This is a genomic window from Pontibacter locisalis, assembly GCF_042684605.1.
In the GTDB taxonomy this organism is placed as follows: domain Bacteria; phylum Bacteroidota; class Bacteroidia; order Cytophagales; family Hymenobacteraceae; genus Pontibacter; species Pontibacter locisalis.
On the sequence record NZ_JBHULU010000001.1, the window covers coordinates 77113 to 98234 of the forward strand.

13 protein-coding genes are annotated in these 21122 nt (G+C 37.1%); 10 read left to right on the plus strand and 3 right to left on the minus strand.

The genetic code is table 11. The annotated features are described in order from the left end of the window. Positions 1 to 118 precede the first annotated feature (118 nt). Positions 119 to 2824 carry an alpha-L-rhamnosidase-related protein gene (locus tag ACFSRY_RS00385; RefSeq protein WP_377502138.1) on the minus strand — a complete coding sequence of 902 codons (2706 nt, stop codon included), beginning with the start codon at positions 2822 to 2824 and terminating at the stop codon, positions 119 to 121. Positions 2825 to 3490: 666 nt separating this feature from the next. On the opposite strand from ACFSRY_RS00385, the gene ACFSRY_RS00390 reads away from it, so the two are divergent. From ACFSRY_RS00390 to ACFSRY_RS00435, 10 genes are all read left to right on the plus strand, one after another. Next, the gene (locus ACFSRY_RS00390; RefSeq protein ID WP_377502141.1) at positions 3491 to 5728 is read left to right on the plus strand and encodes a GumC family protein; all 2238 of its coding nucleotides are present in this window, start codon (positions 3491 to 3493) and stop codon (positions 5726 to 5728) included. A 264-nt stretch (positions 5729 to 5992) separates the two neighbouring features. Beyond that, entirely contained in the window at positions 5993 to 7348 is a 1356-nt protein-coding gene (locus ACFSRY_RS00395; RefSeq protein ID WP_377502144.1) for a hypothetical protein, read from the plus strand. A gap of 9 nt (positions 7349 to 7357) precedes the next feature. Further along, positions 7358 to 8221: a LicD family protein gene (locus ACFSRY_RS00400; protein WP_377502147.1), complete on the plus strand. Its 864-nt coding sequence runs from the start codon at positions 7358 to 7360 to the stop codon at positions 8219 to 8221. Positions 8222 to 8226: 5 nt separating this feature from the next. After that, positions 8227 to 9729: an iron-containing alcohol dehydrogenase gene (locus ACFSRY_RS00405; protein ID WP_377502150.1), complete on the plus strand. Its 1503-nt coding sequence runs from the start codon at positions 8227 to 8229 to the stop codon at positions 9727 to 9729. 102 nt (positions 9730 to 9831) lie between these two features. Then, positions 9832 to 10731, plus strand: coding sequence for a LicD family protein (locus ACFSRY_RS00410; RefSeq protein ID WP_377502153.1), 900 nt, complete (start codon positions 9832 to 9834; stop codon positions 10729 to 10731). Between the two features lie 155 nt (positions 10732 to 10886). Then, complete coding sequence (locus ACFSRY_RS00415) at positions 10887 to 11657, plus strand: LicD family protein (protein ID WP_377502155.1); 771 nt, start codon at positions 10887 to 10889, stop codon at positions 11655 to 11657. A 28-nt stretch (positions 11658 to 11685) separates the two neighbouring features. Further along, on the plus strand, positions 11686 to 13155 hold the full coding sequence (locus ACFSRY_RS00420; RefSeq protein ID WP_377502158.1) for a lipopolysaccharide biosynthesis protein: 1470 nt from the start codon (positions 11686 to 11688) through the stop codon (positions 13153 to 13155). 178 nt (positions 13156 to 13333) lie between these two features. Then, on the plus strand, positions 13334 to 14545 hold the full coding sequence (locus ACFSRY_RS00425) for a CDP-glycerol glycerophosphotransferase family protein (protein WP_377502161.1): 1212 nt from the start codon (positions 13334 to 13336) through the stop codon (positions 14543 to 14545). A 103-nt stretch (positions 14546 to 14648) separates the two neighbouring features. After that, positions 14649 to 15920: an O-antigen ligase family protein gene (locus ACFSRY_RS00430; RefSeq protein ID WP_377502164.1), complete on the plus strand. Its 1272-nt coding sequence runs from the start codon at positions 14649 to 14651 to the stop codon at positions 15918 to 15920. A gap of 354 nt (positions 15921 to 16274) precedes the next feature. Then, the gene (locus ACFSRY_RS00435; RefSeq protein WP_377502167.1) at positions 16275 to 17012 is read left to right on the plus strand and encodes a WecB/TagA/CpsF family glycosyltransferase; all 738 of its coding nucleotides are present in this window, start codon (positions 16275 to 16277) and stop codon (positions 17010 to 17012) included. 865 nt (positions 17013 to 17877) lie between these two features. Here the strand turns inward: ACFSRY_RS00435 and ACFSRY_RS00440 are convergent. Then, entirely contained in the window at positions 17878 to 18096 is a 219-nt protein-coding gene (locus ACFSRY_RS00440) for a glycosyltransferase family A protein (protein WP_377502170.1), read from the minus strand. A 445-nt stretch (positions 18097 to 18541) separates the two neighbouring features. Continuing rightward, on the minus strand, positions 18542 to 20635 hold the full coding sequence (locus tag ACFSRY_RS00445) for a hypothetical protein (protein WP_377502172.1): 2094 nt from the start codon (positions 20633 to 20635) through the stop codon (positions 18542 to 18544). Between the last annotated feature and the right edge of the window lie 487 nt (positions 20636 to 21122).

Here is a 21122-nt window from a genome sequence, read left to right on the forward strand (position 1 = left end):
AACCTAATTAGGATTACCTATAAATTCCTCCGGTAAATCCTGCCAACTTTGCCGTAAAAAAACCGCTTGTAAGCTTCTTATTGCTGACAGACGGTAAAAAAATAAGTTTGGTCTAATTTTACTTTATCTTCACCACACGCATGTAGTCCACCATTGCCTGGTTGATCTCTCCGTGCATGTTCTCGTTGTTTGGCTCAAAGCTAAGTGAAATGGTATGGGTGCCTTTCTGTAGCGGCACTTCCACAGAATTAGTGAAGCCCCAGTTGCTCCATTCATCTATACCTCGCTGCGGAAACACAATAGTCCCGATAAACTTACCTCCTTTTTTGAGGGTACGCATAGCAGCTTTATTTTCTGTATTGATGGGGCCGCTCCCGTTAGCATACCGAAAGTCAATGGCATAAACACCATCCTCCGGAACAGTAATCTTTAGGTCAATCCCTCTGTTCTTCTGCTTACTCAACTCTACAAAACCACTGCCAGAGAATTCGCGGTATGGCAGATCAGCCTTCGTAACCGATTTCTCCAGTTCGTACACCAGCTTATACTTCTCAGGCACCACAACTACCGGCTCACTGGCAAATGAGGACACCCCGTTCTTATCGATGGCCATTACCATATATTCCGCATACCCGTTAGCATCTACAGGGAAGCTGGTATTTGCTGTTTGCTGCACCTCCTGGCCGTTCTTCCATATTCTAAAGGAAGTAGCGTCTTTCACAGCAGCCCAATTTAACTTACCGTTGCTCAAAGCTACTTTAGGTGTTTCAGGAGATGTGTAGTCAGAGGTATGGTTGATTTCTCCACCCACTTCGTTATTTGCCAGTTCTATTTTAATAATATGAGTTCCGGTTAAGCTGGCTGGAATCTCTGGCTCTTGCAACGGTTTTCCATCCATGGTGATGGACTTGATCTTATTCCCAAAACCGCTCATTTCAAAGTTCAGTGTCGCATTCCTGTACTTGAAGTTTCTGAGTTTGCGGTCTCCTTTGTATGCTTTCGGAACAAATGGCTTCAACACAAGTTTATCAGCCTGAAGATCCATACCGAACATCACTTTGTAGATCAACGCGATGTTTCCGGCCACACTCCAGAGCTGCCTGTCGGAGTTTATTTGTGTGCCGGCATAATCTCCGGTGCTGGCAACGAAATTCTCCTTGTTCGTCAGAAATAAGGCTGCCGGACGGTAGATAGCGCTCATGCTTTCGGTTACAGCCTTTTCATTACCTGCTTTAGCAGATGCCACACTCCAGAACGCTTGTACAAACGGCCAGATGCCATTGTTGTGGTAAGGCGGAATTCCCGGGATCTGAGGATAGATACTCGGGATTCCATAATCAGTTACTGGAGTGTTTGCCACCACTGATTTTTTACGTTCCTCATCGGCAACCCCGTAAATAACAGAAAGTGCCTCCCCGAGGGCTTCCGCACGAGGGGAAAGTATTTTATAGTTACGGCCGTAAAGGTATTGGCCATAATAGCCTTTTTCCTGCTGCCACAGGTGCTTGTTCATCCCTTCTTTTATACTTCCAGCTTTCTTTCTGAAAGTGGCTGCCGCCTCTCTGTCATTTAGCAATTCAGCCATCTGTGCAGCGGCCATGTTGGCCTGGTAATGAACGGCGTTCGTGCCTAAATTCTCCGATTCATAAATATCAGCAGGCTGCATCCAGCGCGGGTAAGTTTGCTCACGCCAGTCCAGGAAAGATGATTCGCCACGAACCATACCTGTTTCGGGGTTATAAGCATTTTTATAGTCGTCTTGAAGGGAGTTCTTGATGATCTGGTATGTATCCTGCAGCCACTTCTTGTCACCTGTTGCCTTGTACACTTCCCAAGCTGCAACAGCCCAGGTCATTCGATCTGTTGAAACAGGGTAAGCGCCACCTGTACCGGTATCCTGAACAATACGTCCATCCTTAACTTTTCGCATCAGGCTGTACATAGATACCTTAGGCTGCAGTTGTGCCATACCAAGGATAATGCTGTAACTGATGTCACGAGTCCACACCCCTGCCCATTCCTTCCCTGTCCTAAAAGTACTGTCAGCCTCAATGTCCTTCTCCATTTCCTCTAGGGACATGTTATACAAAGCGTCTATAAGAGGGTAATCAGAGGTATATTGCGGAAACGCGGAGATATCCTTTTCCAGTTGCCAGCGTGTGGCTGTAGCCTTGCTGCTTTCAGGAGCGTTAAGGTTTAAGGTAATTTCATAGATCCCATCTCCATCCGGGTCCTGTAGTTTCGCCTCTTCCTTTCGCCCGAGGTTATCAAAGTCCCAACTGAGAGGAGCTGGTTGACCTGCGATGTATACTCCCCTGAAATCCTCTTTATAGATCTTGTCCCCTGTTGACGAAGTATAGTATCCCTGCTTCTCAAAGGACTCCAACACCGGACGCATATCGAGGCGAACTGTCATCTTCGTATTTGGTGCCAGGTATTGATCATTTGGAACCTCTTTCTCATCAACAAACTGCTGCCCGAAGGTTATAACAGGTGTGGTACAGGAACCATCAGCAGCAAGGCAGTTAAAGAGATGATCTTTGCCCGGCCTCATCTCATTGTCACGGCCATTGATGGCAAATTTGAAGGTTATCTGAGGGCTGGCAAATTCATTAGCAGGACTCTTATAGTCAGAAGTAAGTTGCGTAGGAGAAAGCACACGTGCCACATAGTCCCCCTGCACTACACTGTCTGCATATATGGAGTAGGCATCAGATTGCCAAAGTGCTGATGCACCAGTACCATCTGAAGGCTTTTGTGACTGACAGGCACCTAAGATAAAGAGTGAGAAGAGAAGTTTCGATTTAAAGGAGATACGTTTCATTTGCTAAGGGTTTTGCAAAACAGATGTGCCCTATACGATTGCCGAAGCTTAAAGTATAGGGTGCATAAATTTAATTTATTATTTTATTTATTGCTACTGCTTTACTTGTAATGGTGCCGTTGGCAAGGCTTTTAGCTGTTGTATCTGGTACTTCCCATTTTGCTTTACCCATATTATGCCTTGTTAAGGCTTCATTAACAATATCTAAATTTTAGTAGTGTATCAAAGCACTATAAAATAACCATTTAAATATTAAATGTAATTAATTTAACCTCACATGTTTATTTCATCTGTTTACCCGTAAAATAGTGCTATACTCTTTATTTTATTCATACCCCATATTATACAACAGTGCTCAATCAAACTAATGAGAACCACCCTCGTATTGTAAATATACAGTATTTATTAATACTTATTTTATATTTTATATATTATTTAGAAGATCAAAAGCTTAGCTATTTGAGATTAAAGCTGATATTTCATGCCTTAGTCATAAAGCTTGCAACGTTCTAATCAGCAGCTTTAGAGTATTAGCAGATGGCATATAATCTATAATCTATGAAGTAAGTAGAGTATAATTTATCCCTTGAGTCTATGCCAAGCCCTGAACAAAATATATTCTCATCCCTGCTATATAAATACCTGCCATACTGGCCTTTGTTTGCCTTGTTACTAATAGCAGCAAGTCTTGGTACTTGGGTATACCTAAACTATTACTCTATACCTACCTATGAAATATCCGCATCATTAATTATAAAAGATGAAAACAAAGGGGTCAATGATGCTAAAATTACAGAGTCAATTGATGCTTTCACTTCGAACAAGATTGTGGAAAATGAGATTAAAGTTCTTTACTCCCGCACTTTGTTTAAAGAAGTTGTTAAAAAGCTAAAACTTTATGCGCCTGTTTTTGAAGAAGGGGAATTTAAAACTACATCAGCTTATATAACATCGCCTGTTCAAATAGAAGTAAAACACCCTGAAGCACTTAAGGAAACAGCAAAAGTGTACTTCAAATATAACAAGGCTCGCAAACAAGTGATTATCCATAATGAAAAATATGCCATTGAAAAATGGGTACAAACTCCATATGGTATTTTAAGGTTTTCCCGAAATACTAGAAAGGCAGGTCTAGCAAATCACCCTCTTTATTTTTCGTTGATTAAACCCAACAAAGTCGTAGAGCCTTTATATGAAAACATAAAAATAGAAGCTGAAAATAAACTTTCCACAGTTATAAATTTCACGCTTTACGATCAAATCCCAGTTAGAGGTGAAGATATTCTGAATACACTGATTTACACCTATAACAGCATAGCCATAAACGAAAGAAACAAGCTTGCTGCCAACACGCTTGAGTTTGTTGAGGACCGAATAAAACTTGTTGAAGAAGAGCTCAAAGATCTTGAAAACAAGGTGGTAAAGTATAAGTCATCAGAAGGAGTTGTAAACCTTAGCGAACAAAGCAGGCTATACTTAGAAAGCGTAGAAGGCAGAGATCTTAAAATTAGCGATATTGATCTGCAATTGGCAGTTCTGGATAAAGTAGAAAACTATGTAGTATTAAAAGACAAAGCGAGAGGCCTTGTACCATCTACGTTAGGTCTGAATGATGCTGTATTAACACAGCTTCTGCAGAAACTTTATAACGCTGAAATAGAGTACCAAAAACTAAGAAACACAACTGCTGAGAATAACCCAATGCTTCTTATGTTAGCAGAAGAGATTCAGAACATACGCCCTGGCATTTTAGAAAATATAAAAAATCAGCGCGACGCTCTGCAAGCAAGACGCACAAAACTTGCCTCCACTAACAGGCATTACCAGGCTGAGCTAAAGTTTATTCCAAAACAAGAGAAAGAGTTGACGGAAATTAGTAGACAACAGGCCATTAAAAATAATGCTTACAGTTTCCTTTTGCAGAAAAGAGAAGAAACGGTTCTTTCTTATGCCCCAAGTGCAAAAGACAGCAGAGTTGTAGACATGGCTGAAGCATCATCGCTGCCTGCTAAACCTAGGCAGCTGTACTTTTATTTAATAGCCGTTACTCTGTCTTTTGCTTCAGGAATCTCTTTTATCACATGTAAAGAACTGCTTAACAGAAAGCTGTTATTTAGATCAGAAATCGAAGCTAATATAAATGCTCCTATTGTGGCAGAGCTTTCTTTGATGAAACGCAGGAAAGTCAAATCTTTTGTTGAGCCTGCCGAAGCATCTATTTTAGAACAGTTCAGAAAGCTAAGAGTAACAATGGGCTTGTATGGTCATCATAACAAGAAAATAATTATGATCACCTCTAGCATACCAGGCGAAGGTAAAAGCTTTGTATGTTCTAACTTAGCTTACATTCTGGCTACATCGGGTCAAAAAGTAGTACTCGTAGATTTCGATCTTAGAAACCCCAATGCATCAGTTCTCTTCGACATGTACAAGCAAGATGGTATAACAGAGTTCCTGCTTAGTAAGTCAGCACCTGAGGCAATAGTCAAAGAAACAGGATTTCCTAATTTAAGAATTGTACCAGCAGGCATTGCTATAGGTGATTATACAGACTTCATGTTAAATGGGAAGTTTAAAACACTCCTAGATTATTTAGAAAAAGATTTCGATTATATCATAATTGATACCCCTCCCGTGGATCTGGTTACAGATGCATTTTTAATTTCGAAGCATTGTGATGTAACACTTTTAGTGATGAGGCACGACTATACTCCAAAAAATCTGGTACAAGATCTGGCTCAAAATCATGTGTTACAATCACTAAAAAATGTTGCGATAGTTTTTAATGGTGTTAAGTCCAGGGGCTTTGTTAAAGGTCAGTATGGTTATGGGTATGGCTACGGAAATGCGAGTGTATATGATGACAAAACTTATCATGCACGAAGGGTGAAGGCAAGAGCTTAAAAGCTATTTCATAAAATAGATATCGTCATTACCATTTACTTCCATCTACTGCAAAGCACCACGCCTCCATTTAATATACTTCAAAAGTATAGGAGGGCTGACTTCCTGCTGAGCAAAAGAATAGATTTTAATCATTCAATACCGGTTACTGTATGTAACTGAGGTGGGCGAAGCCTTGTCAAAAGGTATTATTAAAGTAAAAAAGAATAAAGGAAACCTTATCTCCAAATGCAGGATAATACTTTTAAAACAGGGTTAGAAATAATGAGCATAGAACATGAGCTTAAACGTGATGTTTCTATAGATCTACTTCTTGTTACCCTTACCGCCTTTTTAGATAGTAACAACATCTGCTATGCCATCAAAGAATTTTCAGATAACTCCTGTGAGAAACAAAAGGGTAAGTTTATCGACCTGTTTATTGCTGAAAGAGATTACAAGAAAGTGACCTACAGCTTTGGTCGTATATGCACCAGCAGCAAGTTTATACCAGTACAAAAAATAAACCTTTCAGCAACAGCGACTCGGTATGTACTAGCCTATCAAAAACCTGATGAGAAAGGGTTAGATGTTGTTAGAGTAAACATTTACCGCAACTACATAATAAATAGCAGGCTATACTTCTCGACAGAGGAACTGCTAAAGGACCGGGTTTATTCAACCAACAGAAGTTACTGGACTTTAAATAATATTTACAATTCCGTTTATATTCTGGTAAAAGCTATTGAAAATAAGTGTATAGCCGAGGATCAATTCCATAATCTCTGTGAATGCTGGAAGAGTGCCAGTACAGCAATTAAGTCTTATCTCAAACGATACTTCAACGATGAAAGTATCAACACATTAGCAGATAGTTTGGACAATAGGAACCTAAATGATCTGATGGATAACATCGAACTGTTAACAAGAAATTTCAAGCTTAGTGACAGCAACAGTTTCAGTAAATTATTCCTTAGGAATATGAGCCTTTTAAAAGGCGATTTGAAGCCTCCAGGTGTTGTGGTAGGCATATTAGGGAGAGATGGCTCTGGTAAAAGCACCTTTGTTAATGAAATTACAAAATCCTTAGGAGGCTGCTTTAACAACACCACAACTTTTAAAAGGCACCCTAAGGTTTTTTACAAAGAGTTGATTTTTAAAAAAGAAGAAGACTATCATTTTTCTAAACCCCATCTTTATAAAGAGCGAGGCTATGTCGCTTCTTTCCTTAAGCTAAACCTTCTCCTGATTGAGTTTTTAGTAGGTTATTGGCTAAAAGTGTTTCCCTTCAAAAGAAAAGCTTACCTGATATTATATGACCGCTATTTCATAGATGTTCTGGCAGACCCTCTACGCTATAGAATTAAGGGCAATAAACTATTTATCAAGATGATTCACCACATCCTCCCACAGCCTGACATGTGGATCATTTTGGATTTATCTACTAAGGTTTTGCTGCAAAGAAAGCAAGAACTCACTTATGAAATGTCTGAAAAACTTAGACAAGAGTACCTGAACCTTCAAAAAATACTTTCTAACTGTGTAGTTATTAATAATGAGAATGAAATACAAAATACAGTTGATAAAGCTACTGCTCATATTTTGAATTACATGCACCGAAAGCTACCAAAGTTTAGCTAATGAATAGTCATGGACATAAACCAAATGTTTCCAGATGAAAGAGATAAGCCTACAACACGCCTAAAGCAGTGTCATGCGGTTTTGTTCAGAATGTTCAGAATCTTTGATTTCCTGTGCAAAAAGCACAATATAAAGTATTTTTTATGTAGCAGCACGCTAAAAGCATCAGTCATTTACAAAGGTTTCAGACCTTGGGACGATGAAATAGATGTAGGCATGACTCGGGAAAACTATGAGAAGTTTGTGCAGCACGTGGTACCAAATTTACCAAAGGACATCTTCTTTCAGAGCGATGAGTCTGATCCTTTCTTTCCAGTGGGGCACATTGTTGAAGCAAAATTAAGAGATAAGTACAGTAGCTATAGCTTACCAGAAAGCATGAAGTACATAAAGTGGCACAGTGGTCTGATGATCGACATACTTGTTTTTGATCGTGCTTACCTACCATATAACTTCTTTATTTTTTTACAAAATCGCTTGCTACTTCTTTTTTTCAGACGCAAAGGTAATAAAGCAAGAGTTAGAGCACTAAAGTGGATTACGAAGTATTGCCCAATCCCATTGGTGTATTCAAGCAGCTTTATAAACAGTCGTAAGATGGTTAAGACGGGAGCAAATTATTTCAAGCCAGATGAGCTATCGGAATATTTAACAACAGAATTCGAAGGAGTGCCTGCTTTCATTCCTAAAGGATGGCACAACTACCTTATTAGGCGCTACGGCAACTACACACTGCCGCCCCCTCTAGAAAAGCAGAAGAGTAAACATAGCATTGACATACCGTATCCTTTCACCCCCTGTGACCACACAGAAATCTTATATTGGAAGGATAGAAAGCATATGACTGCAAATAATTCTCGAAATAAAGTATAGCTGATATGTACAAGAATGTATATGTAATCGGAGTCTTTGATCTTTTTCATAAAGGTCATATAGAACTACTGAAAAAAGCCAGATCACTTGGCAACAGGTTGATAGTAGCAGTGAACGGTGATGAGATGGTTTCCGAGTATAAAAGAAAGCCTTTTTATTCGGAAGAGGATCGTCTGGAAATCATCCGGAACTGCAAGTACGTAGACGAAGCTTTTATTATCAGAGGGTATGACAACAAAGAATACCTAGAGAAGTTTAGCATTGATGCTATTGTACATGGCAATGATTGGGAAAGAGGCAGTTATTTGAAACAGATTCGGGTAACTGAAGAATACCTGGCTACCCGTAACATTGATATGGTCTTAGTTCCATATACAAATGGAATAAGTACATCCGGTTTAATTAAACAAATAAAGGAAACCAGGGACTGTCATAATGTTTCAGTCCAACTACCAAGCATTTTTCAGGTAAACGAAGGGATCCTCACTAAAATCTCTGATATCCTTCAACAGAATAACTATATTTTTAAGAATATTGCAGTTGTTTCTGGTAGTAGCACTTCTTACAAGTACGCTGAACTTATACTTAGCTCTATGCAGGCACACAGCTACATAGTTCGAAGAAACGACGAGGCCACAGTTGAAGCTCTGAAGGAGTTCTGTCTAAGCAAAAAAGTTGATTTGTTGATTGGCGTTGGAGGCGGGTCTATACTTGATGTTGTGAAGAGAGTAAGCCTTTTAGCCAATATTGAGAATTTACTCGTGCCTACTATCATATCAAATGACGGTTTGGTATCACCTATCTCTGTTATCAAAGACCAAAACGATCAGACAGTGAGTTTACCCGGCAGAACACCGTTTGGTGTGGTGGTGGATATTGATATCATACGCAGTGCTCCATACAAATTTCTACAAGCTGCTGCTGGAGACATTTTGTCTAACATTTCGGCTACAAACGACTGGAGCTTATCTTCTAAACAGAAGCGTGAGCCAATAAATGACCTTGCATTCATGCTTTCAAGGAGTGCTGCATATGCCCTTATTCATCATGAGTCAAAAGACATTAAGAACAGAAATTTCCTTAAACAGGTTATATACTGCCAGATCAGTTCCGGTCTTTCTATGGCACTTGCAGGAACTAGCCGCCCTTGCAGCGGAAGTGAACATTTGTTAAGCCATGCCATAGATTTTCATTCTCTATCAGAAAATACACTTCATGGGTATCAGGTTGGCTCCATCAGTATATTTTGCCTGTACTTACAAAAAAGACTAGATGCTAAGTGCATTAATTATGCCCAGGAACTTAACATACCACTGGCATTTCACAATCTAAGCGACGACCTAAGTGGAAAATTATCAATGATCTACGAAACATCTGGTAAAATGCGCCCTGGAAGGTATACTGTTCTGGATACAATCAAGGGAATAAAGTTTGAAGATGTGTACAGTGAATTCCTGTTCTTTTTGGAGCGTTTTAAAGTACAAGACACTTCCTATCAGTATCAATAGCACTAAAGCTGCTCTACCTGCAGAATTAATCTATCATAACTCCCATTAAAGTCAGGTATTGAAAACGAGAAACGGTCTTATTTAACATTTAGCTGGTACAACATGGACTTTAATGAACTATTCCCGGACAATAGAGAGTCAGGAGAGAATTTGATAAGACAGTGCCAACTTGTTATGTTGCGTATGCTTAAGATTCTGGATTACTTGTGTCAAAAGCACCAAATTAAGTATTTTTTATATGGAGGAACACTCATTGGAGCCGTCCGTCATCAGGGCTTTATCCCCTGGGATGATGACCTGGACATAGGGATGACGCGGGACAACTATGAAAAGTTTGTGAAGTTTGCCGTGCCAGAACTTCCCAATGATATATTCTTTCAAAGTGACGAGACTGATCCTGCCTTTCCAGCATGCCATATCATCGAAGCTAAATTAAGAGATAAATACAGTCGTTATAACGGCAAACCTAAAGCCTGGCACAATGGATTACAAATTGACATTGCGGTTTATGACCAGGCTTATTTCCCCCATAACTTTTTCATCTTTTTAATGAACCGTTTTTTAGTTATTCTATTCAAAAAAAAAGGAAATAGGGAAAGAGTAAAATGCTTGAAAGCTGTTTCTAAATACGCCCCTTTTCCACTTGTTTACTCCAGTAGTTTTATAAATGGTGTAAAGATGATGGCAAAGCTTGGTACAAATTATTTCAAACCAACAGAAATTTCAAAATTTGTCAAGGTTAAGTTTGAGGACTTGGAAACATGGATTCCCATAGGCTACGATGAATACTTGAAAAGGCGATATGGTAATTATATGGAGTTGCCTCCGCTCTATAAACAAAGAGGACATCATAGCACAAATAATTTCATGCAAAGTTTCTCTCCTGATGACCCGAAGGAGGTTTTAGAAATTGATAAACCGGATCCTTTTACTCCCTGTGATCATAATGAAATTCTGTTCTGGAAGAACAAGAAGTTCATATCTTCAAAAATAAACAACTAAAGTACCTCTATCTGATTCGTCCATGAAAAGTTAAGTTAATCAGGAATATCTAAAAATAGAGAAACAAAATACTTATGAATTATGCTGCTTTATTTCCAGATAACAGAGAGGAAGGAAAGTCTCGCTTAAGGCAATGTCAGCTAGTTATGCTCCGCATGTTAAAGATATTGGATTTTCTATGTGCAAAACATGGCATCAAATACTTTTTAATTGGAGGCACTTTACTTGGCGCCATCCGCCATCAAGGATTTATTCCTTGGGATGATGACCTGGACATAGGGATGACGCGGGACAACTATGAAAAGTTTGTGAAGTTTGCCGTGCCAGAACTTCCCAATGATATATTCTTTCAAAATAAAAAGTCTGATCCTGATTACCCTACCTGCCACTCTGTAGATGCCAAACTTAGAGACAAATACAGCAGGATGAATGGAGATTTCAATAAAGCTTTCTCAAGCTGCCATGATGGAATAATGGTAGATATCTTTGTTTTTGATAAGGCCTTCTTTCCAAACAAAGTAGCTATTATACTACAGAACTTTTTCTTAAGGTTTGTAGTCAGAAACAATTCAGCTAGAACTAAAATATTAAAGTTTATTTCTTCACTGTATCCTTATAAACTAGTATATGCTCACAATTTTTTATGCTATCTAAGCTCTTTTAAATATAGGGCCAGTTATATTAAAGAAGAAGAGCTTTCTGATATAAAAAAAATAAAGTTCGAAGATACAGAATTCTATGTGCCTATAGGATATAATTCTTATTTGAAAAGGCAGTATGGAAACTACATGCAATTGCCCTCTCTGGAAGTAAGAAAAGGCCACCACAGTGATCTACTACCTGATCCGTTCAAACCATGTGAACACTCTGAAACCCTAAACTGGGAGCAAAACCGATTATTCAAAGAGAGATACCCAATTGAATAGAATGACCTAAAGTTAAGATAAATGCTTAATGAAGAAAGATCTAAGATTGTCATCAATAAGAGCATTTGGGATACTAATAAGTTTTGGAATCCAAGTTATTTTTATAAAACTTATTGGTGCATCTGAATATGGTGTGTATGTGTTATTCATTACTTGGTCTGCCGTTATTTCACAGATTTTAATACTTGGTTATGACAGGTTTTTAATTAAAGAGTTAAGTCTTCTATTTATTCAGAAAGAAAAAGAAAAGTTTCGATATACTTTAGACAGAGTACTTTTCTTTATACTTTTTAATTGTATTTTTTTTTCTTTAGTGGCATTTATTATTCCTATTGATTTTTTGAGAGGAACTCTTTTTTCAAATGATCTTCTAAAGAGTACTTGGATTTTTATAGCTGTTGGGTCGGCCATATATGCAGTGTTCCAATTGGTTGGTAAAATTTTGATATCTACCCAGCGAGTTGAGCTATCATACTTAAGATCAGAGATAATTTATAAACTGATTTTACTTTTATCTGTTTTGCTAATCTTTTACTCCTTTAAGAATCTATTTGGCCTTAATGTTATCTTAGTAGGAGTCTTAGTATCCTATACCCTTACTATCTTATCAATACTATTCTTCGATAGGAAAAGGCTAATAAATTACTTTAAAGTTAAGAAGAAGAAAATAGCCTTAGGTCAAGAGAACTATGTATTCTTTTTTTTAACTCTTAACTACTTCCTGATAACACAAATAGACAAGATTCAACTTGGTCGAGTATCAAGTATGCAAATCTTGGGAATATATGGGTTAGCTGCTACACTTTGTAACATGACAGGATTTTCAGTAGTAGGATATACTAGGCTTACTCCTAAAATGTCTTACTATATAAACAATAATCTGTTAGCAGAATTAGATATTGAATTTAAAAAGGTGGTAAAAAATGCTGTTATTATAGCTCTACCAGTTATGATGTTTTTAGTTGTTTTTGCTGAGGATGTTTTACTTTTTTTTGGCGAAAGCTACGTTATTGCAGCAAATGCCCTTCGAATTCTATTATTTGGACAAATGGTATTCTATTTTACAGGACCTAATGGGAATTTATTATTCAATGGCGGACATGCAAGAATAGATATGATAAATTCCATTATCGTTTTGCTCTTAACTATATTATTAAATATAATATTTTACAAAGCATATGGGTTTATTGGTGTTGCCATAGCTACGAGTACGGGTGTTACGATCATGAATATATTGAGGGTAATCCAAGTAAAATATTATTTAAACATGTTCCCATATAACATAGAAAATATTTGGTTAACTATAATAGCTTTTATTTCTTTCGGGTTAGTTTGGTTAGTAGGCATAAACCCAGATAACCTCATCCTAAGATTAATTTTAAATTTTAGCACCGGAACAATTATCGCAGCGCTTGCAACATCAGCTTTTTATAAGTTTAGAGGACAAACGTTTATCAAAATTAACACAGGAAAACTTATGGAAAGGTTAAAAGCGTAGACTAGACCTTCAACGTTTGATTATCTCTTTACCAAAGTTACCCTCCAGAGACAGCTAAAGCTTCTTCAACAAAAAAGCTCTAAAGTAAGCCACTAATTTACAATCACATAGCTGCAAACTTGATTTTGATTAAGGTTTAAAGTTACAGATAACTTCAATCATACTTTATAAAGATTTAATGAATAAGAGCTTAATAAGCAAAGCAACCTTTATTGCTTTGCTGCCTTTCTTTTACTTTTGGTATTTTATCTCAGGTATCATACCCAGAGATAAGAAACTTTGGGTATTTGGGTCGTGGAATGGAGTTAGGTTTGCAGATAACTCAAAATGGCTATTCCATTATTGTCACTCGCAAGGCTCTCCCGACACTCATTATATATGGATCAGTAAGAAGAAAAAGATAGTTAAGGAGTTACAAAGCAGTGGATACAAATGCGCTTTCCTCTATTCACTCAAGGGGCTGTGGTATGTGTCTAGAGCTGGTATTTACGTCTTTGACATGTTTTCAAGCGATATCTCATACTGGACGTCACGAAATGCGGTGAAAGTTCTACTGATGCATGGAATCCCGATAAAAAAAATAGGTAGAGACATAGACAATAAAAATAACTTAATGTACAAATGTTACCATGGTTCAAATCTTGAAAAACTTGTACTAAAAATTTTAAGACCATGGTGGGTCGAGAAATATGATCTGGTGCCAAGTACTTCTCCCTATACTTCTGATAAATTTAAATCCGCTTTTGCTTTAAGCGATAACGAAAGTCCAGTTACAGGATTTTCAAGAAATGATATCCTGTTTAGTAAAAAAGAAGGCACAGAAACAAATAATAAAAATGTTGCGCATCATTGTGACAAACAGGTTATTTATATGCCCACGTTTAGAGACTCTGACAGAGCCAACAGGAATATACCGATCGACTGGAGCAGGATTAACAACTTATTTAAGGAGCACAATGCAATTTTCATGCTTAAGCTCCACCCTAATGAAAAGTTTGATGTAGACCTCTCTAATTACAACAACTTGAAAATTGTAGACAAAGATGTTGATGTATATCATCTATTAAAAGAGTCAGATTTATTAATAACAGACTATTCATCTGTCTCCTTAGATTTTATAGGTACCAGAAAACCTGTTCTTCTCTATACCTATGATTTAGAAGAATACTGTTTGAATGACAGAAGCCTTTATATAGATTTTGATGACCTCTTCATGGAACTGCCTATAGCAAGAACATTTGAACAACTTTATAAACAGCTGCAGCAGTACTTAAGCAATGAACTAAATGACTTTGGTAATTTAGACGCCCTACTGAGCCAATTTCATACTTTTACCGACCATTTAGCCTCACACAGAATCAGGCAAGAAATAGAAAAGTGTACCAGCTAAGGCTTCATAAGCTTAAGTATCTGATGCTCCAAAAATTTTGAGTCACACTCAGATGTTAAGGGTAGCTTAGACTTCTTTCCCCCTTAAACTCACAAGATGCTCAATGAAAAATCAAGTAGATAAACTCCTTTACAAATTTTATTGGATTTGGTGGATAGTTGGACTTCATTATTTTTCCCTATACTTTCTTTTCTTTAAGAACTTAAAAAAAGTTTTTCTTAAGAAGGCATCAGAAGATGGATACTTTACAGTTTTAATACTGTTTTTCTTCTTTCAGTTGTTTTCCTCCTTATTATCTACTATTTCAGATTACTACTCGCTAAACCGTTTTATAGCTATTCTTCATAATGAAGTTGTTTTCTTATTCATAATAGTCGGATATGTGATGTACGAAGACAAGCAAACAAAACAAATTATTAAAGATAACACTCTATCGCTGTTATTCTGGGTTTCTACTATCGTCGCTGTTACCGGCCTTGCTTCCTACTTTCTTGATAAAGATTTATACTATAATAATTTGATATCAAAGTTCATATCGAGTTACCCACAAACAGTATTTACAAAAACTGGATGGTATGAAGGAGAGAAACAGGTACGTAATATGGCTTTTACAATTTACCCAAACTCAACAGCTATATTGCTCATGTTATTGTATGCTATAGCCTTTGAAGATTTAGTAAAGCGGAATTTTATTGTTAGATTTATCATAGCTGCTTTAGTACTCATAGGGGTAGTATTTACTGGTTCAAGGATTGTAACCCTTTTTGCTTTAGTTAATATAGTTTTCCTTTTCTTCAAAAACCCCTTAACTTTTAAAGCCGTCGCAGTTGCCTCAATAATTATTATTATTCCACTGGCACAACTTTTCATTGATCAGCTAAATGAAATTTATTCGGCGAGAAGTTCGTCTAATGACACTAGGTATTATATCCAATCTTTCTCATGGTATCTTATGCTCAAGGAGGCTCCCATTATTGGCCTTGGTCTGAAGCCGCGTCTTAACGAACTTTTTGGGGGTGAATATCCTGTAGGCTCCCACTCGACATACATTGGCTACTATGTCAAGAATGGTTTAGTAGGTGGCTCTTTTATATTTTTATTTTTTATAAAGCTGTTCTTTAACTCTCTGTTAACAGTAGTAAAAGAAAATTTTAACTATGTAAAACTGGTTCTTAATATATTATTTATTGAGATACTTATTATTCTGTTCTTCGAGGACATAGATGCATATGAAATGAATGGTTTGTTATTTGGCTTTCTGATAGCATATGTAAAAAGTGCTTCAGGTAAAAGCTTTTCCGAAATGGATGAGAAGCCACTATTTGCATCAAAAACTAAGAATGATAAAGCTAAAGAACCTAATTTACTGGTTTAACTATTCACTGCTTTCTCACCATCCCTTAAATTCGTAAATAAGGCTGCAGTTCTTGCTGAGCAGGCTTATTGCATGGGCCCAAGTCCATGTAAACATACGCTTTACTTATATTCTGTTCATTGTTTTAATGAATTAGAGAAATAATAGCTACAATATCGTCTGCTCTCCGCCAAGGCCAACATTTCCTTAATTACTGCTACTTCCACATTAAAATGGCTTTCCAACAACCTGAGATCAAAGATCCTTTCTTATTGGAGCCTTTACTCAATTAGTATTCATCTATTGATACTATCTTCTACAACACCCAATATTTAATCAAAATGCTAAAAATAACTCCTAAAATGCTATATCAATATGGAAAAGGCTCCCTGGAAATCTATCTCACAAAAAGTAAAAAACTTTGAGCTAAAAAAAGGAATAACATCTTTTGTTAATCCTTATTCTATGCTGCTGTTAAAAGATGAAACAGGCATAGTAGAAGGAGTAAACCAGTGGTGCATTGATGGTATTTCTTTTGTTAAGATTTTCAACGCATCATTTAAAAAAAATATTTCAAGATACAGTTTTGATGATACTTCTGTAGCTTCTATTGTGTTTCCTGTTGCTAAAAGAGACAATCTTAAAGTAGCTATTGTCGGAACAGAAGAACGATATATCAAAACTGCAGTATCTAACATTGAAGAAAAATACAATATTAAGGTATCACTTTATAGAAACGGCTACTTTAATAGTCCTGAAGAACGAAGCCAATACTTAAAACAGTTATTAGACTCCAAAGTAGATATGGTGATATGTGGCATGGGAACACCTCATCAAGAAAACTTTTTAATAGATCTTAGAAACATAGGGTGGGATGGATACGGATTTACATGTGGAGGCTATTTGCATCAGATTGCAAAGAAGAAAAATTATTATCCACCTATGATAGATAAGTTAAATTTAAGATGGGTATATCGAATAGTCGATGAACCTAAACTGTTTAAAAGATACCTCCTAAATTACCCTTTATTCTTCTTAGTATTTTTTTTATCAATAAAATCATTTGCCAGCCCTGATTACCCAAAAAAACAGCCTATAGATTGGGAACTGTAGGAGTTTTAACCAAAAAACTTAGCTTGTCCAAAATACGAACTGTTCTTGCATTCTCTCTAAACAAATATCATGGCTTTAAGGAGTTCTTTAGCATTCAAAATATTTTTCACTTAGAACAACATACAAAGCGGAAGAGCCAATAAAGAATAACCTATAGTTTGCTTGTTCAGATTCAACTTCAATGCTGCTTTTATTTGCACAGCTGCGGCGTATGGATCATGAAAGTCTTTTAAAACTATTATAGAAGTACTTGCTATTTATTTTGATACATCTTCTTCAGCTATTAACTTCAACTCTGCTCTTTTGTCTTCCGCTAGGTATTTTTGAATAATAGTAATAACCTTTTGAGATCAAGTATGTTCTGGCCTGAACGGAAATATTTACTAGTATTGTTATTTTTATGTACCCGGTACAGTGCTAAGCTTTTTGGTGAATAAGCAAAAGGAAAATAAAAAGCAATTCTAACACACATTTCCCAGTCTTCACTAAAATGTATTGCAAAAAAGCCACCAAGCTGCTCATAAACGCTTCGTTTTGCAAAAATAGCAAGAGTCTGTATTTTTTTCCTGAGCTATAGTATTAAGCCAATCTGGCAGGATACAGGTATATTGTGATTAAGCCGCTGTTTGCTTTAATATTCGTCCTTTTATATCTATATAAACATAATTTGTAAAAGCTGCTCCAGCTTCAGGAAACTTTCTAAATAATCTCTCAATTTCCTGATTGTTCCCAACCTTTACTTTATCATCCTTATGTAACAAAGGTATCCATTCTCCTTTAGCCCTATTAATACAGGTCTCAAAATTCAGTAGGCTGCCCTTGTTCGTTTGCTGTCTAAAAAAAAGACTCTCCCATTTCCAACCCTTTATACTAATTCCTTTACAACACCATCCGTACTACAATCATCAACTACCTCAATTTGAATCTTTTCCGGACCCAAGTCTTGAATAAGAACGCTCTCCAGAGCCTGCTTCAAAGTATTAATACAATTATAGCTAGGTATAATCTCAAACCATAATGACCTATCAATATCATTAGAGAGTGGCAAGATGAGTGGAGAAGCATCAGGTATTCTTGGCTTCATTAAAAAAGTTAAAGGTTATATTATGTTGCGGAATTCATAGTTTATTTAATTATTCTAGCAAATTCATTAAAAGAATTTACCAATAAGTTTCATCCTTATCGATACTAAAGAAATTGCCATAATAAAATACCTAATAAACAGGTAAAAGTTACATCATTTTATAACCATCTTATTCACCACAGTTACTTCATCATCTATAACCAAATAAAAGGGGTATAATTTTTGGTTTCAGAAAAGAGACTTCAAAATAAACAGCGGATTCTCCGGTACCGGGAAACATAATAGCTTTAACAACTGTATTAGCTCTATCTCATATAGGGATACAAGTAAATTTGTAGTCAGGTGGTAGAGTAAAAGGTACGTTGGCAGTGTTTTCAACAGTATTAGAAATATTTTGCCTGATTGCACCTCTGTTATTACCTTTAGTAAAAATAGTTGAGAGGTACTATTCTTGATTGGATCCTGTAGAGCACTCTACATAAAAAACTCCTCTACCCCTAGTACCTATAAACAGTCTTCCGTATTTTTCTCTATCAGCTTCCATGGTGCTTGGAGCAGCCCCCATTTGTAATTTGTCATTATTGATACGTACCCAGTTAGCACCAAAGTCAACTGATTGGAAAACTCCAGTTACCCCTTTAACTGTTCCATATAAGTAAACAGCTGGATAGGCTCTTCCTAAAACATTTTTGCCAAAGGCGATTAACTCTGCACTAGTCACACCGGATACTCTCTCAAACTTGTCTCCGAAAGAACTGGAGCAAAATAGCCCCCTTTTTGTCGCAGCAACCCAGACCACACCGGCCATGCCCGGAACAGCCCTGACAATATAATTACCTGCCACTCCAATATTTGCTGTTTTTTTCCAGTAAGCTCCTCCATCGTTGCTCCTATAAAAATCACCGTTGGGGTAAAGCATATAAAAACTAGACCCTTCAACCCGATCAGATGCGATCGGCACACTCCATTTAAAAACATTTGTTATAGCCCCAGATGGTGCCCCCTTTGTGGTTTGCCAGGTCAAGCCTTTATTCAAAGATCTGACAGGTGCGTTATCTTCTGGAACTACCACAACTAAATTAGTATTCGTTGCAGAATAAGCTACTTTCCCTAATCTTCCAAAAGCACAGGTTACCTTGGTCCATGTAACTCCGTTATCTGTTGAATAAGCAGCATTCCCTTTCTTATTTTTGTAACTAACCCCAAACATAAAATTCGGGTCTGACTCGCAGAAGTCTAGTCCATTGCCACTAGAGAAATTAATTTGTGAGGTTGGATATTCCTCTAATGAGTAGTGACGGAACCCTTTATTGTCTCTGACAAAGCTTACAAGTGGCGCCTTTCCCTTAGAATAAGGTGGTGCAACCATAGCATAAACTACCATTTCCTCAAGCCCAACAATCAATTGCTCCCAAGAGACTGTAGAGAGAGTAATGTTATTTGTTCTCATCACTTGATACCAATCTGTCAAATAAACTTTGTTAGAATTGAGTGGGTCAAACTTTACAGAGGCCGTAGCCGAAGAAAAGCGCTCTTTAGTGTACCAAGGAGCAGCATACCTAACCTTTGATTTAGGTAGAACGGAAATCCAGCTTTTACCTCCATTAGTTGAACAGTAAATAGATAGTTTATGAGGATTTATGTCAGGAGTTCCTCTATCGGCAACGACGATTATTTTCTCAGGATCATCATCAGCCACATCTATTGCGTTATAATGATGGGTATCAGGAGATATATCATGCCAGGAGCCGTTGAATTTTGTTACGCCAGTGCTACTCGTTATATAAAGGGTTCCGTTATTTGCTACAACTATACGACTAGGCTGTAAGGGAGATCCTGGCATTAGAGAAAAAACTTTTCCTCCGTCATTACTCATGTAAATCCCTCTATTGTAAACTGCAACATATACCTTTCTTGACCTGCCGTCTATAATTGTACATTTATCTATGGCAACAGACCTAATACCAATATCAGTAGCTCCAGAGGGCACAGATTCTATTCTAGCCCATGTCGTGCCTCCATCTTTTGATTTAACTAACCCATCGTTCCGAGAGCCTGAGTAAATGGTTTGGGAGTCGTTCGGGTCCACTTGAATTGGCTCTCCAAAATATCTTAACTTACCGTTCCCTAGAAATGAAAGCTTCTTCACTTTAGTCCATGTTGACCCACCATCTTTGGACTTAAAAATACCTGATAAGTAACTATTACCAGCACACATATAAACTACATTTTTATCATTGGGATCAAGTGCAACGCCATCTACAGAATAATATGGACGTTGATCAGCTGAAAACATATCTGTTTTAGGAAGCCACATCTTTTTAGTAGGATCCCACTTAAATAAGCCTCCTACATCTGTTCGTATATACATCACATTAGGATCACTTGGGTGAATGACAATTCCTGTAACATAGCCCCCACCTCCCACTGGAACATTCTTCCATATAAAATCCTGCTGAGAGAAGCCCTCGACTGTACATCCAATAAGTAAAGCAACAGGAAAGAAGTATTTTAGCAATTTGAGTGTAGTCTCTCTCATTAGTTATTCATTTATACAGGACAAAACTGCACATCGCATTACAGCAATCATTATAAGACAAACGCATAACCTACTTACATTAAAGCAGGTTATTGTCTACTGATAACCTTTAGCTCTGCCTTTATTCAAACTAGAACAGGCAAGAATATGGTGTCAGATATGGATTTAGCTATTAGTACAAAGCAGAAATTCGAACATCAACATTTTAAGCCTTATAAATAGGTTAATTTCAGACTTTATATCTTTCACAGCAGATTTACCAAGCATTAGATGGAATTAGCATATCTCTTTTACGTATTATTACAATACATATCCGACAGAATATCATTTTTTAAAATGGAGCTATTATAAAATAGCGAATTTAATTCATATTTGCTCTAACCCTCTAAGGAATTATCTGTTGAGCAGTGGCAAAACATTCTTGTAACCTCCTCAGAAAGGGACTTAGACCTAGGTAGTTTTGCTTGCGCTGATATAACTGTTCTCT